Origin of the sequence: Streptomyces sp. NBC_01092 (assembly GCF_045039535.1) — a bacterium.
Taxonomy (GTDB): Bacteria; Actinomycetota; Actinomycetes; order Streptomycetales; family Streptomycetaceae; genus Streptomyces.
On the sequence record NZ_CP108659.1, the window covers coordinates 4156222 to 4178009 of the forward strand.

At 70.7% G+C, this 21788-nt stretch carries 20 protein-coding genes; 6 read left to right on the forward strand and 14 right to left on the reverse strand.

The window, feature by feature from the left end; genetic code table 11:
• Positions 1-79 precede the first annotated feature (79 nt).
• From OG254_RS18675 to OG254_RS18685, 3 genes are all read left to right on the forward strand, one after another.
• Entirely contained in the window at positions 80-796 is a 717-nt protein-coding gene (locus OG254_RS18675) for a FadR/GntR family transcriptional regulator (protein WP_405583175.1), read from the forward strand.
• Positions 797-1119: 323 nt separating this feature from the next.
• Positions 1120-3153, forward strand: a complete 2034-nt coding sequence (locus OG254_RS18680; RefSeq protein WP_405583177.1) for a glycosyltransferase family 2 protein — start codon at positions 1120-1122, stop codon at positions 3151-3153.
• Positions 3150-5087: a galactose oxidase-like domain-containing protein gene (locus OG254_RS18685; RefSeq protein WP_405583179.1), complete on the forward strand. Its 1938-nt coding sequence runs from the start codon at positions 3150-3152 to the stop codon at positions 5085-5087. The genes OG254_RS18680 and OG254_RS18685 overlap by 4 nt, the downstream gene beginning before the upstream one ends.
• A 57-nt stretch (positions 5088-5144) precedes the next feature.
• On the opposite strand, the gene OG254_RS18690 is transcribed toward OG254_RS18685, so the two are convergent.
• Positions 5145-6173 (reverse strand): glycoside hydrolase family 6 protein, encoded by a 1029-nt coding sequence (locus OG254_RS18690; RefSeq protein ID WP_351189864.1) that lies wholly within the window; start codon positions 6171-6173, stop codon positions 5145-5147.
• Between the two features lie 152 nt (positions 6174-6325).
• Between OG254_RS18690 and OG254_RS18695 the strand changes: the two genes are divergently transcribed.
• Positions 6326-7105, forward strand: coding sequence for a GAF and ANTAR domain-containing protein (locus tag OG254_RS18695; protein ID WP_405583181.1), 780 nt, complete (start codon positions 6326-6328; stop codon positions 7103-7105).
• 244 nt (positions 7106-7349) lie between these two features.
• Here OG254_RS18695 and OG254_RS18700 read toward each other — a convergent pair whose 3' ends face one another.
• From OG254_RS18700 to OG254_RS18760, 13 genes are all read right to left on the reverse strand, one after another.
• Complete coding sequence (locus tag OG254_RS18700) at positions 7350-8015, reverse strand: class F sortase (protein ID WP_405583183.1); 666 nt, start codon at positions 8013-8015, stop codon at positions 7350-7352.
• A 2-nt stretch (positions 8016-8017) separates the two neighbouring features.
• Positions 8018-8575, reverse strand: coding sequence for a hypothetical protein (locus tag OG254_RS18705; protein WP_405583185.1), 558 nt, complete (start codon positions 8573-8575; stop codon positions 8018-8020).
• A 104-nt stretch (positions 8576-8679) separates the two neighbouring features.
• Positions 8680-9459, reverse strand: a complete 780-nt coding sequence (locus OG254_RS18710; RefSeq protein WP_405583187.1) for an HAD-IIA family hydrolase — start codon at positions 9457-9459, stop codon at positions 8680-8682.
• A gap of 76 nt (positions 9460-9535) precedes the next feature.
• Positions 9536-11107 (reverse strand): alkaline phosphatase family protein, encoded by a 1572-nt coding sequence (locus tag OG254_RS18715; protein WP_405583189.1) that lies wholly within the window; start codon positions 11105-11107, stop codon positions 9536-9538.
• Positions 11108-11209: 102 nt separating this feature from the next.
• Complete coding sequence (locus tag OG254_RS18720) at positions 11210-12265, reverse strand: 2-aminoethylphosphonate ABC transporter substrate-binding protein (RefSeq protein ID WP_405583191.1); 1056 nt, start codon at positions 12263-12265, stop codon at positions 11210-11212.
• A gap of 38 nt (positions 12266-12303) precedes the next feature.
• Positions 12304-13101 carry an ABC transporter permease gene (locus OG254_RS18725; RefSeq protein WP_405583193.1) on the reverse strand — a complete coding sequence of 266 codons (798 nt, stop codon included), beginning with the start codon at positions 13099-13101 and terminating at the stop codon, positions 12304-12306.
• Positions 13088-13906 carry a 2-aminoethylphosphonate ABC transporter permease subunit gene (locus OG254_RS18730; protein WP_405583195.1) on the reverse strand — a complete coding sequence of 273 codons (819 nt, stop codon included), beginning with the start codon at positions 13904-13906 and terminating at the stop codon, positions 13088-13090. The genes OG254_RS18725 and OG254_RS18730 overlap by 14 nt, the downstream gene beginning before the upstream one ends.
• On the reverse strand, positions 13899-14957 hold the full coding sequence (locus tag OG254_RS18735; RefSeq protein ID WP_405583197.1) for an ABC transporter ATP-binding protein: 1059 nt from the start codon (positions 14955-14957) through the stop codon (positions 13899-13901). Before OG254_RS18735 ends, OG254_RS18730 begins: the two co-directional genes overlap by 8 nt.
• Positions 14954-15640, reverse strand: coding sequence for a phosphonatase-like hydrolase (locus tag OG254_RS18740; RefSeq protein WP_405583199.1), 687 nt, complete (start codon positions 15638-15640; stop codon positions 14954-14956). The genes OG254_RS18735 and OG254_RS18740 overlap by 4 nt, the downstream gene beginning before the upstream one ends.
• Positions 15641-15645: 5 nt before the next feature.
• Positions 15646-16770 (reverse strand): TIGR03364 family FAD-dependent oxidoreductase, encoded by a 1125-nt coding sequence (locus OG254_RS18745; protein ID WP_405583201.1) that lies wholly within the window; start codon positions 16768-16770, stop codon positions 15646-15648.
• Between the two features lie 166 nt (positions 16771-16936).
• Positions 16937-17692 carry a GntR family transcriptional regulator gene (locus OG254_RS18750; RefSeq protein WP_405583203.1) on the reverse strand — a complete coding sequence of 252 codons (756 nt, stop codon included), beginning with the start codon at positions 17690-17692 and terminating at the stop codon, positions 16937-16939.
• Between the two features lie 68 nt (positions 17693-17760).
• Entirely contained in the window at positions 17761-18612 is an 852-nt protein-coding gene (locus tag OG254_RS18755; protein WP_405583205.1) for a hypothetical protein, read from the reverse strand.
• A 144-nt stretch (positions 18613-18756) separates the two neighbouring features.
• Positions 18757-19941: an ROK family protein gene (locus OG254_RS18760; protein WP_405595065.1), complete on the reverse strand. Its 1185-nt coding sequence runs from the start codon at positions 19939-19941 to the stop codon at positions 18757-18759.
• A gap of 146 nt (positions 19942-20087) precedes the next feature.
• On the opposite strand from OG254_RS18760, the gene OG254_RS18765 reads away from it, so the two are divergent.
• Together OG254_RS18765 and OG254_RS18770 are read left to right on the forward strand one after the other, a co-directional pair.
• Complete coding sequence (locus OG254_RS18765) at positions 20088-21161, forward strand: Gfo/Idh/MocA family oxidoreductase (RefSeq protein ID WP_405583207.1); 1074 nt, start codon at positions 20088-20090, stop codon at positions 21159-21161.
• On the forward strand, positions 21158-21673 hold the full coding sequence (locus tag OG254_RS18770) for a heme-degrading domain-containing protein (RefSeq protein ID WP_405583209.1): 516 nt from the start codon (positions 21158-21160) through the stop codon (positions 21671-21673). Before OG254_RS18765 ends, OG254_RS18770 begins: the two co-directional genes overlap by 4 nt.
• The last annotated feature ends 115 nt before the right edge of the window (positions 21674-21788 follow it).

The following is a 21788-nucleotide window of genomic DNA, read 5'->3' on the forward strand; positions in this document are numbered from 1 at the left end:
TGACGTGAGTGCCTGCAGTCCGGAAGCGCCTCGTGCAAGCGAGGGGCTTCTGGCGTGTTTGGCCGGATACCCTCTGGCCATGGCAGCTCGTGACCTGCAAGAGCGGATCAAGAAGCTCATCATCGACCGCCGGCTGGCCTCCGGGGCCCCGCTGCCGACGGAGCCCGAGCTGATGGCGCACCTGGGTGCCAGCCGCAACTCCGTGCGCGAGGCGCTCAAGGGGTTGCAGGCGATGGGCATCGTGGAGATCCGGCACGGCTTCGGGACGTACGTCGGCACGATGTCGCTGGCCCCGATGATCGAGGGCCTCGCCTTCCGCACGGTCGCCGGGCATCACCGGGGCGAGGACACCCTGCTCCAGCTCGTGCAGCTGCGGGAGGCCGTGGAGGCGGGGCTGGTGGCGCGGCTCGCCGGGCGCCTCCCGGACACCGACCTCATTGAACTGGACGCGCTCGTGGACCGTATGGAAGAGCAGGCGGCGCGAGGCGGCGACAGAATCGCCGAGACCGATCGGGCGTTTCACGCCACCCTCTACCGAGGGCTGGACAACGCGCTGCTCGGCGAGGTCATGGAGGCGTTCTGGGACGCCTTCCACCGGGTCCACACCGACCTCGGGGGTGCTCCACAGGATCCCCTGGTCACCTCCCGGCAGCACCGGGAGATCGTGGACGCGGTGCGGTCGGGTGACGCGATACGGGCGGAGGAGGCCATAAGGGAGCACTTCGGCAACATCCGCGCCCGCGTGTCCACAACGGGTACACAACACCCCCACAGGTGCCACAATGAGCGCGTATGACCGGTAAACACCTCGTTTCGCATCTTGCGATCATGTGGAACGCCGTAGAACCCTGGGGTTGGGTTTACCAAGATGCTGCGGATACGCGGCAGTTGGGGGGCAAGGAGCCGGTTGCCGGTTTTTGCGGGGAGTAGGGGGCCCCGTTCATGACCTCATGCCGAGGGGGGCATGATGCAACCGGAAGGTCGCGTTTCCATGTCTAAGGTGTGGAAGATGTGGTGACTGCGGCCCACCACTGATACGCCTGTGGAGGTCGAGGGGGATCGACACAGTCGTTAAGGAACCGACAGACACGCGGTGACCTGCGTGTGGGGGGATGACTCATGACGTCGACGCCGACGGGCGCCCGGCAGAACTTCGACCCGTCTCAGACAACACAGCTACGGGTGCCATCGCAAACCCGGACCGGCGCGTTCCGCCGGATCAAGAAGACGCTGCCGAAGTACGACTACGAGCACTACAGCCGGCTGGCCGGTCCCCTCACCCAGCCCGACCCGAACAAGCCGTACCGGGTCGAGTACCGCTCGCTGATCTCGCAGGAGCCGCACCGGATCAGGGTCGCCCTGATGCTGGCCGCGGCCCCGGTGCTCTCGCTGGTCCTGCTGTTCTGGCTGCTGCAGCCCGAGCACTGGACCGAACGGGACTATCCCGCCTACGACTTCCTGCCGGCGCTCGACATAGTCATGCTCGTCTCGATCGGTCTGATCGAGTTCTTCCGCTGCATGAACGTGGTGTCGAACGCGCACGCCACGCTGGTCGCCCGCGACCCGATCCCGGTGGTGCCGGAGACCGGCACGAGAGTGGCCTTCCTCACCTCCTTCGTGCCCGGCAAGGAGCCGCTGGGGATGGTGACGAAGACCCTGGAGGCGGCCGTCAAGCTGCGCCACCGGGGCCTGCTGCACATCTGGCTGCTCGACGAGGGCGACGACCCTGAGGTGAAGGAGGTGTGCGCGCGGCTCGGCGTGCACCACTTCTCCCGCAAGGGCGTCGCCAAGTGGAACCAGGCCAAGGGCCCGCACCGCGCCAAGACCAAGCACGGCAACTACAACGCCTGGCTGGACGCGCACGGCGACGACTACGACTTCTTCGCCTCGGTCGACACCGACCACGTGCCGCTGCCCAACTACCTGGAGCGGATGCTCGGCTTCTTCCGCGACCCGAACGTCGGCTTCGTCATCGGCCCGCAGGTGTACGGCAACTACGACAACTTCGTCACCAAGGCCGCCGAGTCGCAGCAGTTCCTCTTCCACGCCCTCATCCAGCGCGCCGGCAACAAGTACGGCTCCCCGATGTTCGTGGGTACCTCGAACGCCGTCCGCATCAAGGCGCTCCAGCAGATCGGCGGTCTGTACGACTCGATCACCGAGGACATGGCGACCGGCTTCGAGATCCACCGCCACAAGAACCCGGCGACGGGCAAGAAGTGGCGGTCCGTGTATACGCCGGATGTGCTCGCCGTGGGCGAGGGGCCGAGTGCCTGGACCGACTTCTTCACCCAGCAGATGCGCTGGTCGCGAGGGACGTACGAGACGATCCTCAAGCAGTACTGGAAGGGCTGGTACTCGCTGCCGCCGAGCAAGCTCTTCAACTACACGATGATGATCATCTTCTACCCGATGTCGGCGCTCAACTGGATCCTGGCGGCGCTGAGCTGTGCGCTGTTCCTGGGCCTCGGCGCCTCGGGTGTGAACATCGACCCGACGATCTGGCTGATGCTGTACGGCAACGCCTCCGCGCTCCAGATCGGCCTGTACGTCTGGAACCGCCGCCACAACGTCTCGCCGCACGAGCCCGAGGGCTCCGGCGGTGTGGCGGGCATGGTGATGTCCGCGCTGTCGGCGCCGCTGTACGCCAAGGCGCTGTTCGACGCGGTGCTGCGCAAGAAGAGCAAGTTCGTCGTGACTCCCAAGGGCGATTCCGCGAGCCCCGACCGGTGGTTCGGAACCTTCCGCTACCACTGGTACTTCATCGGGATCTTCGGCGCTTCGATCACCGCCGGTTTCGTCTACGGGCACTCGCACCCCGCGATGATCATCTGGGCGACGTTTGCCATGCTGATCACGGCGACGCCGATCTTCGCCTGGCGCTACATGCTGCGTCAGGACCGGAAGAAGCCCGCCGCGACCGTGCCGACCCAGACCGGGCCGCAGGACGCGGTGGCCACGGGCGCAGGCGCGGCTGCGTACCAGCCGCAGCCGATGCCCGCGCACGCCACGCCACCGCACGGCCAGCACGGCCAGCACGGCCAGCACGGCCAGCACGGCCAGCACAAGCCGAGCTGGGCCGCGTCCGGCAGTGGCGGTAACGACCAGACGATGCAGATCGCCCTGGGTGGACTTGGGGGACGTAAGGAATGAACGACCGTGCAGGCCGCCGCCGCGCCCGTCGACTCGCGATAGGCACGGCGGTGGTGCTAGCGCTGGCCGGAATGAACGGGCCGTGGCTCTATCGCGTCGGCACCGAGAAATACCACCAGTACCAGATCAACAGACCCGAGTACAAAGCCGAGAACGGCAAGTGGGAGGTCGTCGACTTCCCCGAGGAGTACCGCCTCAACACGATCCACGCGGCGCTCCTGCACACCGGCAAGGTGCTGTTGATCGCGGGTTCGGGCAACAACCAGGACAACTTCGACGCGAAGAAGTACGACACGCGTATCTGGGACCCGGTCAAGGGCACGATCAAGAAGGTGCCGACGCCGAACGACCTGTTCTGCACGGGCCACACCCAGCTGTCCAACGGCAACCTGCTGATCGCGGGCGGCACGAAGCGCTACGAGAAGCTCAAGGGTGACGTCACCAAGGCCGGCGGCCTGATGATCGTCCACAACGAGAACCCGGACGAGCCGATCACGCTGCCCGCGGGCACCAAGTTCACCGGCAAGGAGAACGGCAAGACGTTCGTCTCCAAGGACCCGGTGCTGGTGCCGCGTGCGAAGAAGGTCTTCGACAAGGCGACCGGCGAGTTCCTGCGCAACGACCCCGGCCTCGGCCGGATCTATGTCGAGGCGCAGAAGAAGGGCAGACAGTTCGAGACCGGCACCCAGGACAACTACCGGATCCAGGGCCTGTCCGGCGCCGACGCGCGCAACACGTACGGCATCGCGCAGAAGCTCGCCCTGGACAAGAAGGACTTCCAGGGCATCCGGGATGCCTATGAGTTCGACCCGGTCGCCGAGAAGTACATCAAGGTCGACCCGATGCACGAGGCCCGCTGGTACCCGACGCTCACCACACTCGGCAACGGCAAGATCCTCAGCGTCTCCGGCCTCGACGACATCGGCCAGTTGGTGCCGGGCAAGAACGAGGTGTACGACCCGAAGACCAAGAAGTGGACGTACCTGTCGAAGTTGCGGCAGTTCCCGACGTACCCGGCGCTGTTCCCGCTGGAGAACGGGAAGATCTTCTACTCGGGTTCGAACGCGGGCTACGGTCCCGACAACGTGGGCCGCGATCCCGGCATCTGGGACGTCGACACCAACAAGTTCAGCAAGCTGCCCGGCATGAGCGATCCCAAGCTGATGGAGACCTCGGGCACGGTGCTGCTGCCGCCGGCGCAGGACGAGAAGTACATGGTGATCGGCGGCGGTGGCGTCGGTGAGTCCAAGGAGTCCAGCGAGAAGACCCGGATCATCGATCTGAACGACGACAGCCCGGAGTTCGAGGACGGGCCGTCGCTGGAGAAGGGCACGCGGTATCCGCAGGCCTCCGTGCTGCCGGACGACAGTGTGCTGGTGTCCGGTGGTTCCGAGGACTACCGGGGCCGCGGTGACTCCAACATCCTTCAGGCGCACCTCTATCGGCCCGGCGCGAAGGCTCTCGACCGGGTCGCCGACCCGCTCGTGGGCCGGAACTACCACTCGGGGTCGATCCTGCTGCCCGACGGGCGCGTGATGTTCTTCGGCTCCGACTCGCTGTACGCCGACAAGGCCAACACCAAGCCGGGGAAGTTCGAGCAGCGGGTCGAGATCTATACGCCGCCCTATCTGTACCGGGACGCTCAGCCGTCGCTGTCGGGTGGGCCGCAGACCATCAAGCGGGGCGGGACGGGCACGTTCACCTCGCAGCACGCCTCGTCGATCGAGAACGTGCGGCTGATGCGGCCGAGTGCGTCGACGCATGTCACGGACGTGGACCAGCGGTCGGTGAAGCTGGACTTCAAGAAGTCCGGTGACAAGATCACGGTGGATGTGCCGACGAACCGGAATCTGGTTCCGTCGGGGTGGTACATGCTGTTCGTGATGGACGACCAAGGGACGCCCAGCAAGGCGCAGTGGGTCAAGGTCCCGTAGCGGATACGCAAATAGGGGCGCCCTCCGGGATGGAGGGCGCCCCCGTTCACGTAAGAGCTATTTGCTGCCCTTCGCCAGAGTCAGGGCGTAATCCGCCCACCACTCGCCCGCCTTCGGGCCGCCCTTGCACTCGCCGTCGGACTCGCCGGGGCGTTTGACCCAGACGTACGCGTCCACCAGCGGGTCCGACGTCTTGGTGGTCGGGGTTTCGCCGAGCGCCCGGCCGGGCGGGTTGCACCAGCGTTCGTTCGGGTCGCCCTGGGTGTACGGGCCGTTGCCGTTGCGGCTGGTGTCGATGACGAACGGCTTGTTGCCCACCTTGGTGGAGAGCTGCTTGCCGTACGCGATCGAGTCCTTGGTCGTGTAGAAGTTGGAGACGTTGACGGAGAAGCCGTCGGCCTGGTCGATGCCCGCCCACTTCAGGGGCTCGAAGATCTGGTCGGGATGACCCCAGCCGGCGTTGCCCGCGTCCACGTAGACCTTGGTGTTCTTCAGGGACTTGAGCTTGCCGATGGCACCCTTGAGGAGGTCGTAGCGCTCCTCGTGGAACTCGTCCGGGGTGCAGCCGTCCACCAGGTGCAGCAGCGCGTCCGGCTCCAGGATCACCGTCGTGTCCCGGTCCTCGATGCCCTTGGCCACGCCGTCGATCCAGGACCGGTAGGCGTTGCCGTCCGCGGCGCCGCCCTGGGAGTACTGGCCGCAGTCGCGGTGCGGGATGTTGTAGAGGACCAGCAGCGCCGTACGGCCTGCCTTGTCGGCGGCCTCGGTGTAGCCGCGGGCCTCCTGCTCCGGGTTCTCCGGGCCGATCCACTCGCCCGTCGGCTGCTGCGCGATCTTGCGGATCTGCTCGGCGTCCTCCTTCTTGCCGTCCTTCACGTAGTCGGCCACCTGCTCTGCCGCGTTCCCGTCCGGGTTCACCCAGAACGGGTCGGTGTCCTTGGGCTGTTGGCTGATCCCGGCGCCGGCGTTGTCGTCCGGCTGGTCCGCGTCCCCGGAAGAACAGCCCGCGATCAGCAGTGCCGCCCCCAGCACCATCGCGGACGTCCGCGCGCGAGCGCCCCTCCAGGCCCCCCTGTTCAGGTACATCCAGCTCCCCCTCGGGTGCTCCGTTCCAAGGCTCAATCCTGACATACGTGTCGCGAGGCACACGAGGACGCCGATCCTTGTCGGGGAGCTGTTACAGCCACTATGACGACTGCGACGGCGACAGGGGAACAGGGGAAGGGAAGTGTGCGGTCATGCACCAGTCCACCCGGGAGATCCGGCTGGCACAGGCGTTGGTGGAGTCGGCGGACACGCTCGTCGAGGGGTTCGAGAGCGCGCACCACTTATCGCGGGTCGCCGACCACTGTGTGCGGTTGCTGGCAGCGCAGGCGGCCGGCTTCATGCTGTTCGAGGAGGGCGGCACGGTGGCGCTGGCGGCGGGCGGCATCCGGCGGGAGATCGCGCTGGAGCTGCTGCGGGCCCAGCACGGCGGCGGGCCCTGCCTGGACAGCTACGGCTCCGGCCGGCCGGTGCCACCGGTCTCGATCAGGGCGGCACGGGCGGCCGGCCGCTGGCCCGAGTTCACCGAGCGGGCGCTCGCCCATGACATCGCCACCACCTACGCGGTCCCGCTGCGCCACCACGAGCGGCTGCTGGGCGCGCTCAACGTCTTCGGCCCCGCCCTGCCCGGCGGCTCCCGGTCCGAGGACGACCCGACGCTGCGGCTGGCCCAGCTCATCGCCGACAGCGCGGCCCTCGGCCTCGCGAACAACACCCGGTACGCCCAGTGCCAGAGCTTCGCCGGTCAGCTGCAGCAGGCGCTGTCCAGCCGGGTGCGCATCGAGCAGGCCAAGGGCATGCTCGCCGAGCGCTGGAACACCCCCGCCGACCATGCCTTCGTGGCGCTGCGGCAGTACGCGCGCCGGCATCAGCTGCCCCTGGACCGGGTCGCGCGGGCGGTCATCGACCGGGTCGCGGACGACGCCGGGCTGCGCCGGGAGGCGGAGCGGGCGGACGACGAGGGACGCGCCTAGGGCCTGTCCTGCGGCCCCCCGCACTTTTCCCTAGGCCCCGGCCGTCTTTCCGTTCTACAGTCAACTCCGGACGACCCCAGCCCCCGGTCGGACCGTCTCCACTGTGGTCACTCAAGACCTCCCGCGTCGGACGCCGGGTTACTCCCGCAGCCCGTGCGCCCGCGGTCGAGGACCCAGCCCGGTCGGCGGCTTCGGGGGGAGCAGGTCGTCGGCCGGGCCAGGTACGCCCTGTCCGGTCAGGGCCTCACAGTCCTGTGCCCGTCAGGTACGCCGAGACCACGACGTTCGCCGTGTAGTCACGGGCCGCCCGGTCGAAGGTGCCGGCGCAGGTGATCAGGCGCAGTTCGGCGCGGCCCGGCCGGTGGGCCCCGTAGACCTGGTGGGCGTCGAAGCGGTCGCGGGTGACGACCCGGACGTCGTCCACGGTGAACTCGGCGACCCTGCCGTCGTCGCGCAGCACCCGAACCGTGGCGCCGGGCCGCAGTGTGCCCAGGCGGTGGAAGACGGCGGGCCGGCTCTCGGTGTCGACATGCCCCACCATCAGCGCCGCGCCGGCCGCTCCCGGCTTCACCCCGGCCGCGTACCACCCGACGGCGGCGGCCTGCTCGTAGGGCGGCGGATCGATCGCGGCGTGGGCGTCGAGCCCACGGGCGACGACCGGTGCCCGCAGATCGAGCCCGGGGATGTCGAGGCGCTGCGGAAGTGCGTCGCCCAACGGCCGTGCGGTGGGCGGCAGTTGTACGGGCGCCGGCCGTCCGACCGCCGCGACGTCACCGGACACCGGTGCGGTGACGCCCTGCCGCACGCCGGTGACCTCCCTCCCCCACAGCCACAGCCCGAGCAGCAGCACGGTCCAGGCGACGCCCATGAGGAGACGGCCGCCGTGGGTGGAGCGTTCGGGCTCGGCCATGGTCAGCGCGGCCGTCGGCTCCGGCGGGCGCTGCGCAGCGCCACGGCCGTGGCGGCGACGCCCGCCAGGATCAGCCCGGTCACGGTGTGCGCCGTGCCGGGGCCGGCCTCGCGGGCGTCCACCATCGCGAGCCGGGACGTGCCACCGCCGCCGGCCCGGACGGGGGCCGTGGGAGAGGCGGGGGCCGACGGCTGCGGTCCGTGCCGTACGGACTGTTCGGCGCCGCCCTTTGCGGCGACGGTGACGGCGCCCGTGCGGGACTCCTCGCCGCAGGCGACCAGCACGTCGTACGTGCCCGCCTTGGCCGTGGAGCGGACGCGGCTCTCGCCGACGAGGATGCCGTCGGCTGCGAGGGTGAGGCGGGCGTCGGCGACGAACGCCTTGGAGAGGGCTGTGGCGGTCCGCTGGGGGCATCCGTCCACCCGCAGGGTGATGTCGCCGCCCGGGCGGGGGGACGAGGGACTGAGCGAGACGCCTCCGTCCGCCGCGTGTGCCGCCGGGGTGACGGCGACCGCCCCGAGAGCGGCGATCGTACAGAGAGTGACCCGCAGTGATCCCATCGTGAACCTCCAGTTATCTGGAGGCTCCCCCCGGAGCACGGGCCCCGCATCCTCAGCGGGGCCCGCACTGCTCCGTATGGGTCGTGTCGCGGGTGTGAGGGGTTTCAGATCCGGTCGACGAGGTCCGCGATGGAGTCCACGATCTTGGACGGCCGGTACGGGAAGTTCTCCACCTGCTCGGGCCGGGTCAGGCCGGTGAGCACCAGGTACGTCTGCATGCCGGCCTCGATGCCCGCGAGCACGTCGGTGTCCATGCGGTCGCCGATCATGGCGCTGGTCTCGGAGTGGGCGCCGATGGCGTTCAGGCCGGTCCGCATCATCAGCGGGTTCGGCTTGCCGGCGAAGTACGGCTGCTTGCCGGTCGCCTTGGTGATCAGCGCGGCGACGGCGCCGGTCGCGGGCAGCGGGCCCTCGGTCGACGGACCCGTCTCGTCGGGGTTGGTGCAGATGAAGCGGGCGCCGGCGTTGATGAGCCGGACCGCCTTGGTCATGGCTTCGAAGGAGTAGGTGCGGGTCTCGCCGAGGACGACGTAGTCCGGGTCGTGGTCGGTGAGGATGTAGCCGATGTCGTGCAGCGCGGTGGTCAGGCCTGCCTCGCCGATGACGTACGCGGAGCCGCCCGGGCGCTGGTCGTCGAGGAACTTGGCGGTGGCCAGCGCCGAGGTCCAGATGTTCTCGATCGGCACTTCCAGGCCCATGCGGTTCAGCCGGGCGTGCAGGTCACGCGGGGTGTACATCGAGTTGTTGGTGAGGACGAGGAAGGGCTTGCCGGACTCGCGCAGCCTCTTGATGAAGGCGTCGGCGCCGGGGATCGGTACGCCCTCGTGGATGAGCACACCGTCCATGTCGGTGAGCCATGACTCGATGGGCTTGCGGTCTGCCATGTTGCTCTGCTCCTGGCCTGCGTACGGGACGAGCTGGGGGCGCCGGAACCACGCCGTACCGACGCCCCCAGAGTAATCAGGACTGACTGATCCTGACCCCGTCGATCACCCAGTACCAGTTGTTGGAGCCGGTGTACCGGAACCGGAAGTTGACGCTGGAGGCCCCGGAGGGGACGTCGACGGTCAGCGACTGGGGCTGGGAGACGACGTCGGAGGTGTAGCTCTTGACGACGGTGGGCGTGCCGCCGTTGAAGGAGGCGAGGATTTGGGCCGTCTGGGCGCCCTCCTGCCGGTAGAAGGTGGTGAAGTCCAGCCGCACCTTGGTCTTGCCGGTGACGTCGTACGCGGGCGTCACCAGGGTCGAGTCGTAGGTGCCGGAGAGGGTCTTGTCCGACCACTCGTCGGAGTCGGCGACCGCGAAGACGCCGCGCGAGCGGACGTTGAGCTCGCGCCACTGGTCGCGCTGGGTGCGGGACCAGAACTCGTCGGTGGCGAAGGCCCAGCCGCGCCACTCGGTCATCCCGCCGGTGCCCATGGCGTTGTTGATGACGGACCAGCCGCTGGGCGCGGTGTGCGTGAAGCCGAGCACGCCGGCCGGGATGCCGGTCTCGTCGACCCGCCCGGCGAGGGAGGGCCGCAGGGCCTCGAAGGGGTCGGTGGAGCGCTCCTGGACCGGCTTGCCGTCCAGGCCCCAGGCGGGGTCGACGGTGATGCCGAGCTGCTTGAAGACGGTGGCGGCGACGTCGACGAGCCGGGTGTCGATCGGGCGGGCGCCCGCCGCGATGCCGGGCCCGGTGGCCAGGACGAAGGTGCGCCGCTCCTCCACCGAGGACCCGCCGTGGCCGCCCGCGTCGAGGTGGCCGTGGTCGGTGGCGATGATCACGGTCCAGCGCTCGGAGGCGTAGGAGGGCCGGGCCTTGATCGCGGCGCGCAGGCGGCCGACGTAGGCGTCCTGTACGGCGATCTGGTCGAGGTAGGCCTGGCTGCCGGCGCCCTGGTTGTGGCCGACGATGTCGGACTGGCCGAAGTAGACGAACAGGACGTCCGGGTTCTGGTCGCGGATGATCGCCTCGGTCTCGGCGGCGATGGTGGCGTCGTGCCCGGTGTAGCCGTCGCGGTCGCCGTCGAGGACCAGCTTCGCGTCGGCGCCGGGGGTGACGGTGCCCTGCGCGTCCAGGGGCTTCCAGTCGACGGCCGCGTAGGTGGACAGCGCGGGCCGCACCTGGGCGAGGCGGGCCAGGAAGCCGGGGTACTGGCCGTACTTCTTGCCGGCGAAGGTGTTGTCCTTCACGCCGTGCTTGTCGGGCCACACTCCGGTGGAGATGGTGGACCAACCGGGGCCCGAGGACGTGGCGGCCATCGGGTTCGCGTACAGCAGCGAGGTGCCGTACGTGCCCTCGCTCATCATCGCCTTCAGGTGCGGGGCGTCGGCGGCGTCGATGCGGTCGTGGCGGAGCCCGTCCATGCCGATGACGAGCACCTTGTCGTTGCTGGTGCCGTTCGGGAGCGTGGGGACGGCGTGGGCCTGGGAAGCGCTGGCGGTGCCGAGTGCCAAGGTGGCGGCGGTCGCCGCGGTGGTGGTGAGGACGGAGCGGCGGGACAGGTGTGACGTCACGTGATCCTCCTGGGAACGGGTGGGTGCGCGCATGGCAACGCCCCCGGTGGTGGTGCCAGGGGCGTTGCGGGTGGTGCTGCTCTGCAGGTGTGGCCTTGGTGGTATGGCCCCGGTGGGTGGCCTTGAGGGGGCGGGTCAGCTGCCGGTGGCCGACTTCCAGGCGTCGACATACGTCGTCAGGTTCTTGTCGATGTCGTCCCAGTCCGGCTCGAAGACCTCGACACCCTCGATGATCTTGGCGAGGGCGATGGCGTTGGCGTCGGTGGCCTTGACGTCCTGGCGGGCGCTGAAGCCGCCGCCGATCTCGCTGACCTGCTGCTGGGCGCCCTGGCTCAGCATGAAGTCGAGGAGCTGCTTGCCGTTCTCGGTGTGCGGGGCGTCGGTCACGAGGCCGGCGGCGTAGGGCAGGGCGAAGGTGGTGGGCTTGCCGCCGTCCTTCGCCGGGAACCAGATGCCGAGGTTCGGCATGTCCTTGGACTGGGCGAAGTTCATCTGGACGTCACCGTTGGCGACGAGGAGTTCGCCCTTGTCGACCTTGGGGGCGAGCTTGCCGGTGGAGGCGGACGGGCCGACGTTGTTGGCCTGGAGCTTGCCCAGGTACTCCAGGGCGGCCTTGTCACCGCCGAAGTCGTGCATGGCCTTGATGAGGACGGCGGTTCCGTCACCGGCGACGCCCGGGGTGGAGTACTGGAGCTTGTTCTTGTACTTGCCGTCCAGCAGCTCCTCCCACGTCTTGGGCGCCTGCGCCAGCTCCTTCTTGTTGTAGATGAAGCCGAAGTAGTTGTTGACGACCGAGGTCCAGGTGGCGTCGGCGCCCTTGTCGGCGCCGTTGACCTGGTCGGAGCCCTTCGGGGCGTACTTCTGCAGCAGGCCCTTGCCGTCGGCCTGCTGGATGAACGGCGGGAGCGTGACGATCACGTCGGCCTGCGGGTTGTTCTTCTCGCGGGCGGCGCGCTGCACCATCTCGCCCGAGCCGCCCTCGACGTACTCGACCTTGATGCCGGTCTGCTTCTCGAAGTCCTTGAAGATGCGGTCGTACCAGCCGTCGCCGTTCTCGCCCTTGAGGCCGTCGGCGCTGTAGACGGTGACGACCTTCTCGTCGGAGGCGGCCGTGTTGCCGCCGCAGGCGGACAGCAGCGGGGTGGCGAGGAGGGAGAGGGCGATGGCGAGCTTGAGGGTGTTTCTGGGCATGGCGGGGTGAACTCCTTGCACGGGGAGGGGCTTCGGGGTCAGCGGTACGAGGCTTTGGTGCGGATGCGGGAGACGGCGAACAGCGCGAGCAGGGTCGCCGTCATCAGGACCACCGCGAGGGCGGAGCCGGCGAAGAGGGCGCCGCGGTCGGTGGCCGCGTAGATCAGGACGGGGAGCGGGGTCCAGTCGGGCGGGTAGAGCATCATCGTCGCGCTCAACTCGCCCATGGAGAGGGCGAAGCAGAGCCCGGCGGCCGCGGTGAGCGAGGGCAGCAGGAGGGGGAGCCTGACCCGCCACAGGACGTAGGCGGGCCGGGCGCCGAGCGAGGCGGCGGCCTGTTCGTACGCCGGGTCCAGGCGGGCCAGGGCGGCGGACACGGACTGGTAGGCGAACGCCGTGACCAGGACGGTGTGGGCGAGGATCACGATCTCCCGCGTGCCGTTGAGCAGGAACGGCGGCTTGGAGAAGGCGACCAGGATCGCGAGGCCGACGACCACGGAGGGCACGGCGACCGGGAGGACGAAGAGCGCGTCCATGACCCTGCGGCACCGCCTCTTCAGTCCGGCCGCCGCGAGCGCGGCCCACGTCCCGGCGGCCAGGGCGAGCAGGCTCGCGGCGGCGGCCGTGACCAGGCTGGTGGTGAGGGCCTGGAGGGCCTCACCACGGGTGGCGGACGAGTAGTGCTCGGCGGTGAAGCCGGAGGGCAGCACGCTCGACCAGTTGGTGGCGAAGGAGGCACCGAGGACGACGAGGAGCGGAAGGGCGAACAGGGGCAGGAAGAGGACGAGGAACAGCAGCCATACGGCCCACCTGGCCCCGCGGCTATGCACCAGCACGGCGGCTCACCACCCGGTAGAGGCCGTAGAGGCCCACGGATATCAGGACGTTGACGACGGCGACCACGCAGGCGCCCGGGTAGTCGGACTCCAGGATCGCCTTGCTGTAGACGAGCATCGGCAGGGTCGTGACGCCTTTCGCGCCGGTGAACAGGACGATCCCGAACTCGTTCAGACACAGCACCAGGACCAGGCTGCCGCCCGCCGCGAGAGCGGGCACCGCCTCGGGGAGGATCACCCGCCGGACGATGCGCAGGGGGCGCGCGCCGAGCGAACTGGCCGCCTCCAGCTGGGCCGTGTCCAGCTGGGAGAAGGCCGCGAGCAGGGGTCGTACGACGAAGGGCGTGAAGTAGGTGATCTCGGCCAGCAGCACGCCCCAGGGGGTGGTGAGGAACTGGAAGGGGCCGTCCGCCGCGCCGGTGACGTCGGTCCACAGGCCGTTGGCCATGCCGACCGTGCCGTAGATGAACAGCAGCGCCAGCGTGATCAGGAAGGACGGGAAGGACAGGAAGACGTCGATGAAGCGGGCCACCGCCCGTGCCCCGGGGAAGGGCACGAAGGCGATGACGAGCGCGATCACGAATCCCAGGACCAGACAGCCGACGGTCGAACCGGCCGCCAGCCAGACGGTGGTCCACAGCGCCTCACGGAAGGAGTCGGAGGCGAAGACGTCGGCGTAGGGCTGGAGGGAGGTGCCGCCGGTGTCCGGTTGGAGGGACTGCTGAACGACGAGGGCCAGCGGGTAGAGGAAGACGAGGGCGAGGAGGGCGACCGGTGGGGCGGCCCACAGCAGCCGTTTAGTCATGGGTGACTCCGGCGGTCAGCAGCACCGCGTCCTCCGGGGCGAAGTGCAGCGTCACCTCGTCGCCGTGCGCCGGCGGGTCCTTGAGTTCCCGCAGGTCGGCGATGACCCGGTGGCCGTCGACCTCGACGTACAGCCGATGGGTGGACCCACGCCACTGGATCTCCGTCACGGTCCCGGCGAGCCGGTTGGGTCCGTCGCCGAGGCCGACGAGGTGGGGCCGTACGCACAGCGTCGCCTTCGCACCCCGCGCCGCGCCCTCCGTGTCCACCTTCAGCTCGCCGCCGCCGAAGGCGACGCCGCCCGAACCGACCGTCACCGGCAGCAGGTTGGCGTTGCCGACGAAGGAGGCCGTGAACTCGTTGGCCGGGGCCCGGTACAGCTCTCTCGGCGTCCCACAGGCCTGGAGCCGGGCGCTGTCCATCACCGCGATCCGGTCGGCGAGGGTGAGCGCCTCGACCTGGTCGTGGGTGACGTAGAGGATCGTGACGTCGGGCAACTCGCGGTGCAGCCGGGCCAGTTCGGCCAGCATGCCGGAGCGCAGCCGGGCGTCGAGGGCGGACAGCGGCTCGTCGAGGAGGAGGACGCCGGGGCGGATGGCGAGCGCGCGGGCGATGGCGACGCGCTGCTGCTGGCCGCCGGACAGCTCACGCGGGTAGCGGCGGGCGTAGGCCGCCATGCCGGTCATCTCCAGGGCCTCGGCGACCCGGGTGCGGATCTCGGCCTTGGTCACCTTGGGGGTCTTCTGCGCCTTCAGTCCGAAGGCGACGTTCTCCTCGACCCGCATGTGCGGGAACAGGGCGTACTGCTGGACGACCATCCCGATGCCCCGCCGGTACGGCGGCAGGTCGGTGACGTCCTGGCCGCCGAGGAACACCCGCCCGGAGGCGGGCCGTACGAACCCGGCGACCGCCCGCAGCGCGGTGGTCTTGCCGGATCCGGACGGCCCGAGCAGCGCCATGACCTCGCCGGGCTCGACGGTGAGGTCGAGGGAGTCGAGGACGACGTTGCCGTCGTAGGCGACGCTGACGGAGTCGAAGCGGATGCCGCTCATGTCAGCGCCCCTGGCAACTGAGCGACCGAGCCGAGGACATGGGTGGCCCCGGCCTTCCGCAGCGCGTCGGCGTCGTGCGCGCCGGTCAGGACACCGGCGACCAGGCCCGCGCCCGCGCGGACCCCGCTGAGCATGTCGTAGGAGGTGTCGCCGACGGCGGCGATCTCCCGGACGTCGTCGGCGGCAGCCGTCCGCAGCAGCGCGGTGAGGACCATGTCCGGGTACGGCCGCCCCCGGCCCCCGGCGTCGGCCGGGCACAGGGTGAGGGGGACGAGGTCCTGCCAGCCGAGCGCGTCGAGGATCGCGTCCTGGGTGACCCGGGCGAAACCGGTGGTGAGGACGACGCTGCGGCCGCCGGCCTGGAGTTCCTCGATGGTCTCGCGGGCGCCGGGGATCGGCGCGACGAGGCCGCCGTCGACGAGTTCGCCGTACGCCTTCTCGAAGGCCGCGTTGGCGCGCTGCGCCCGCTCCTCGTCGCCGAACAGATGCCGGAAGACGGAGATCTTGGACTCGCCCATGGTGGCGCGGACGTAGGCCAGCTTGTCGGCGTGGTCCGGGGAGCCGGGCTCGACGCCCAGTTCGGCGGCGGCCGCCGCGAAGGCCCGCTCGACGAGACCGCCGTCGGCGACGGTCGTACCGGCCATGTCGAGCACGACCAGCCGGATGTCCTGATGGAGCGTCATGTCTGTCACCAACCCAGTTCGTTCGCGGTCGTCTCGGCTATCGCGGGCGAGCAGGTCATGCCGCGCCCGCCGGGCCCGGTGACCAGCCACACCCCGTCGCGCACCTGCTGCCGGTGCACGACCCGCGTCGTGTCGGTGCACTGCGCGTACACGCCCGCCCAGCGGCGCCGGACCTTCGGCAGCGGGCGGCCGAGGAGGGACTCGACGACCTCGGTGAGGTGGTCGTAGGGGTCCTCCAGCGTGTCGAACGCGAAGGGGTGCTCGTACTCGTGGGTGTCGCCGATGGTCAGCCCGCCGTCGGCGCGCTGCACCATCAGCAGCTGCATCTTGTGGGCCGCGGCGGTCTCCGCCTGCGCCTGACCGGCGTTGAGGGCGTCGAGCGCGGCGGAGGCGTAGGCCGGGTAGTAGCGGAAGCTGTCCGAGTCGGCGACCGAGGTGGTCAGCGGCTCGCCCAGCGGGTCGGTCTGCATCATCTGCAGGCGGACGCGGCGCACGGGCAGGTCGGGTCCGGCCAGCTCGCGGACCAGGCCGCCGAGCCAGGCGCCGGTGCACAGGACGACGACGTCGCCGCTGTGCACGTCCCCGTGGTCGTCGCGGACGGCGCTGGTGCCGATGACCTCGCGGACCTCACGGCCGGGCTTGAACGTGTAGTTCGGGGACTTCAGCAGTTCCTCGCGCAGGGCGAGCTGTGCGGTGCGCGGCTCGACGGCGGCGTCCCGCTCGCAGTACAGGGCGGCGGTGAACTCGCCGCGCAGGGCGGGGTTCAGGGCCCGAGCTTCGTCGGGGGTCAGCAGCTTGTGGCCGCGGGCGGCGGCGTCCTCACGGGCCACGGCGGCCTCGGCGACGGCGAGTTCGAGGTCGCCGCGGACGGGGGTCAGGGAGCCGTTGGGCCTGAAGCCGAGGCCCGGTACCCGGGTCCCGATCTCCTCCCACAGCTCCCGGGCGCGCAGGGCGGTCTCCAGCTCCGCACCGCCCGCGCGTCCGCTCACCCAGATCTGGCCGAAGTTGCGCAATGACGCGCCGCGAGCCTCCGCCTCGCGCTCGATCTGTACGACCTCATGGCCGCGTTCCACTGCTTGCCAGGCGTGCATGGTGCCCACCACGCCGGCTCCGACGACTATCACTCTCACGACGGCAACGCTCCTCGGGATCGGGTAACCGGAAGGGTCCGGCTGACAACGAGAGCGTGAACTGGCTATCACGTTTGGGCTAGACCCGTTATCTGTTCGTGATATTCCAGGGGGGGTTGAAAGTGTCGATTTCCGAACTTTTCAGCCGCCGGGGTCAGCCGCCTGATCAGCCGCTGAGATGCGCGCTGAACGAGAACCGGTCGCCCCGGTACAGCGTCCGTACCCGCTCCAGCGGCAGGCCTTCGGTGTCCCGTGAGACACGGTGGATCAGCAGCATCGGCAGGGCGGGCGGGGTGCCGATGAGCAGCGCCTCGCGCGGGGTGGCCAGGACGGTCTCGATGCGCTCGTCGGCGTCGCCGAAGCCGATGCCCTGCTCGTGGAGGAAGGCGTAGAAGGAGGAGTCGGGGTCGAAGTCCACATCGAGACGCGGCACGCGGGCGACTGCCACGTACGTGCTCTCCAGGCCGACCCGCTCGTCGTCGGCGAGCAGCACGCGCTCCAGGTGCCAGACGGGTTCGCCGCGTTCGAGTCCGGCCTCGGCGGCGAGGGCGGCGGGGCAGGGGAAGCGGTCGAGGGTGACGAGGGTACGGCCGGGGGTGCGGCCCTGCCGGCGGACGCCCTCGGTGTAGCTGGCGAGGGAGAGGGGCTGTTCGAGCTTGGGGCCGGCGACGACGGTGCCCCGCCCCTGCCGCCGCAGCTTCCCCTCCAGCACGAGCTCGCGGATCGCCTGCCGGACGGTCTCGCGGGCGACCTCGTACTCCTCCGAGAGATCACGCTCGGTGGGCAGCGGGTCGCCCTCGCCGAGTTCGCCGATGAGCTGGTCGAGCCGGGCCTTCACCGCGTAGTACTTCGGGATGCGGCCGTGCTCCGGGATGCCCTGGCGCACGGGGGCGCCGGGGGCCTGGTCGTTCGGGTAGTCCACGCAGGGATCGTCGCAGACGGGGTGGGCCGCTCAGGCGGCGCCTCCCGGTGATCCGCGGGGACTTGGCCTCAGCGGCGTCTGCGGACGACCAGCAGGCCGACGCCGGTCAGGAGCAGGGCCAGGGTGGCGGCGAGGGTGACGCCGGGGGCCGAGGTGAGGCCGGTTCCGGCGAGTTCGTCAGCGAGGGTGAGCCGGTTGCGGGACGGGTCGGTGCCGGGGGAGGCCGAGGTGCTCGGGCCGACGGAGAGGGCGGGGCCGGCCGAGGCGTCGCGGTGGGCGGGGTCGGTGGGGTGGCCCCGGCCGGGCGGGGGGGTCTCGCCGGCGGCGTCCGTGGGGTCGGCCTCGATCCTGAAGCGGTAGTCGTTGGACTGGCCGACCCAGTCGCCGTCGCCCTCGTGGCGCTGTACGACGGCCGCGTTGACGGTGACGTCGTTCGGTACGGCGTCCGAGGTGACCGCGAGGCGGACCTTCACGGTGACGGTCTTGCGGGGGCCGACGGTGAAGCCGGGGAAGCCGTCGAAGGCGCCGACGAGTTCGTCCTCGTCGGTGGTCTCGAAGCGGACGGGGTGCGGGCCGGTGCCGTCCGGGGTGGCGTCCGCAGTGCCGTTCGGGGCGGCGTAGAACTCCAGGCGGGGCTGGGACGGCTTGAGGGCGTGCTTGCCGTCGACCAGGACGACGACGGGGTGGATGCCGGTGCAGGTCCGGCCGGTGGTGTTGGTGAGGTCCAGGTACCAGACGCCGAATCCGCCGCCCGCCGCGTACGAGCGCGGGCCGCCGTGGAGGCGGGTGGTGAGCGGGAAGGCCCCGTCGCCGTTGGCACAGCTGGGGAGGGCGTCGGGCGGCCGTGCGGACGCCGGGGGCGCCGCGGCCAGGAGGGCGGCTGCTGCGAGGCAGAGGGAAGCAGGTGTGTGCAGTCGCATGATCACATGAGCATGCCGGGTGGCAGGCGGCGCGCGGCGGAGCCATTCCGTACGGCCGGGCAAGTCCGCTCGATCAGCGCATGCCGGCCAGGGCGGACGGACCCGCACTCGGATCGCCCTCCCCCGTCCGGACGCACCTCGCCCTCACCCCTCCGCCCGCCCGAACAACGGCGCCAGCAGCAACTGCGCCGCCCCCTCGGCGACCCCCAGCCCCTCGCCGGAGGCGACCCGTACCGGTACCGCTTCCTCGCCCGCGCGGCCGGCGCGTTCGGCGAGGACCGCGCCGACCCCCCGTACGAAGGTCTCGGGCGCGGCGGCGACCGTGCGGCCGCCCAGCAGGACGAGGTCGACGTCGAGCAGGGCGACCAGGTTGCCGGCCGCGGTGCCGAGCACGCGCGCCGCCTCCGCCACGTCGCCGCGCGCCACGGCGGCCAGGCACAGCGCCTCCACGCAGCCGCGGTTGCCGCACCCGCAGGGCGGCCCGTCCAGCTGGACCACCTGGTGTCCGAACTCCCCGGCCCCCGTCCGGGCACCTCGGTGCACGGCTCCCCCGATCACCAGCCCGCCTCCGAGGCCCGCCCCGAAGTGCAGGTACGCGAAGGACGCGAGGGCCCCAGCCGCGCCCCCGACCGCGAGGCCGAGCGCGGCGGCGTTGGTGTCCTTGTCGACGACGACCGGCAGCGAGAGGCGCCGCGCGAGCACGTCCCGCAGCGGGAAGCCGTTCCACTCCGGGAACCCGGTGACCCGGTGCAGGACACCGCGCCGGTGGTCCAGCGGCCCGGGCAGCGCCACGCCGACCCCGAGCACCGGAACCGTCGTGGCCGGTCGCACAGTTCCCCGCGCCTCTTGAGGCCGACGGTCACTCGCCCCCCCTAGGGGCGCGGGGAAATGCGCGACCAGCCCCCCACCACCCGCACCCGACCACCCACCATCCCCCGCCAGCTCCCCCACCACCCGCACCGCCCGCTCGACGACCGTCTCCGCACCGGCCCCCAGATCCAGCGCGGCGCTCCGCCGCGCCACCACCGCACCGGTCAGGTCGCAGAGCACGGCCGTCAGCTCGTCGCGGTCCAGATGCACGCCCACCGCGTGCCCGGCCTCCGGCACCAGCCGCAGCACCGTGCGCGGCTTGCCCCCGGTCGACGCCCGCCGCCCCGCCTCCGCCGCGAGCCCGTCCTCCCGCAGCCGGGCGGTGATCTTGCTGACCGCCTGCGGGGTGAGACCGGTGCGCTCGGCGAGTTCGAGCCGGCTGATCCCCTCGGCTCCCGCCGTGCGCAGCAGGTCGAGCACCAGCGCGGCGTTGTGGCTGCGCAGGGCACCCAGCTGCAACGATGTGCGGCTCTGCCGCGCGTCGCCGCCCGCCCCGTCGGCGGCCTGGCCCTTCGTCCTGTTCACGCCGTGCCCTTCGTCCTGTTCACGGCGTCCATTGTCCCCGCCGCTTGCACTTTGGCAACAGCGTTGCGAAAGTGGGATCCATGAGTGCTACTCCCCTCCGCGTCGGCCTGGTCGGCTACGGCCTGGCCGGCTCCGTCTTCCACGCTCCGCTGATCGCCGCCACCGAGGGCCTCGCCCTGGACACGGTGGTCACCTCGAACCCCGAGCGGCAGAAGCAGGCCCGCACCGAGCACCCGGACGTACGCGTCGCCGCCACGCCCGACGAGCTGCTGGCCCGCGCGGGCGACCTCGACCTGATCGTCATCGCGTCCCCGAACAAGACGCACGTCCCGCTCGCCACCGCCGCCCTCAAGGCAGGCCTCCCGGTCGTCGTCGACAAGCCGATCGCCGGCACGGCCGCCGAGGCACGCGAGCTGGCGGCGCTCGCCGAGGAGCGCGGCCTGCTCCTCTCCGTCTTCCAGAACCGCCGCTGGGACAACGACTTCCTGACCCTGCGCCACCTCCTGGCCGAGGGCGAGCTGGGCGACGTATGGCGCTTCGAGTCCCGCTTCGAGCGCTGGCGTCCGCAGCTGAAGGGCGGCTGGCGGGAGTCCGGCGACCCGGCAGAGATCGGAGGTCTGCTGTACGACCTCGGCAGCCATGTCGTCGACCAGGCGCTGGTCCTGTTCGGTCCGGTCACGCAGGTGTACGCCGAGGCGGTCGTCCGCCGTGCCGGCGCGGAGACGGACGACGACACCTTCATCGCGCTCACGCACGCGAACGGCGTCCGCTCCCACCTGTACGTCTCCGCCACGACCGCCCAACTCGGCCCGCGCTTCCGGGTGCTGGGCTCCAAGGCGGGCTACGTCAAGCACGGCCTGGACCCGCAGGAGGCGGCGCTGCGGGACGGCCGACGCCCGGACACGACCGCCGACTGGGGCACGGAACCCGAGTCGCTGTGGGGCCGGGTGGGCGCCGGCGAGTCCCCGCTGACGGGCGGCGGCCGCGTCGCACCCACGCTCCCCGGCGACTACCCGGCCTACTATGCGGCCGTGGCGAGGGCGCTGCTGGACGGCGCTCCCAACCCGGTGACCGCCCTGGAGGCGGCCGCCACGCTGGACGTACTGGAGGCGGCGCGCCGTTCGGCGCACGACAAGGTGGCGGTGACGCTGTGACACCCGGTAAGACACACGGTTCGGAGATCACCCCGAAGTTCCAGCCGGAGATCACTCCGCCGCTTCAGGAGCTGGAGGCCCAGGAACGGCGCCTGGTCTTCCGCGGGTTCACCTACGACGACGCCTGGACGCTGGGCTCCCTGCTGGTCGAGATGGCCCGCGAGCGCCAGGCCCCGGTCGCCATCGACATCCACCGGGCCGGCCAGCAGCTGTTCCACGCGGCCCTGCCCGGCTCCACCCCGGACAACGACGCCTGGATTTCCCGCAAGCGCCGGGTGGTGGAGCGCTACGGCACCTCCTCCTACGTGGTCGGTGCCCGCTTCCGCGCCAAGGGCACGACGTTCGAGGACTCCTCCCGCCTGGACCCCGACACCTACGCGGCGCACGGCGGGTCGTTCCCGATCAACGTCGAGGGCGTGGGCGTCATCGGGTCGGTGACGGTGAGCGGCTTGCCGCAGCTGGAGGACCACCGATTCGTGACGGAGGCGCTGGAGCGGTTCCTGGGGCTGTAGTCGGGCGCCCGGCGGGGAAAAGGTGCGGGGCCGGACCGCCGCGCGGACCATGAGGGAGGTTTCTCAAGTCCGGTGGTGGCGCGACGAGATGTCGGCCCCGCCGGTTCCTCCGGGC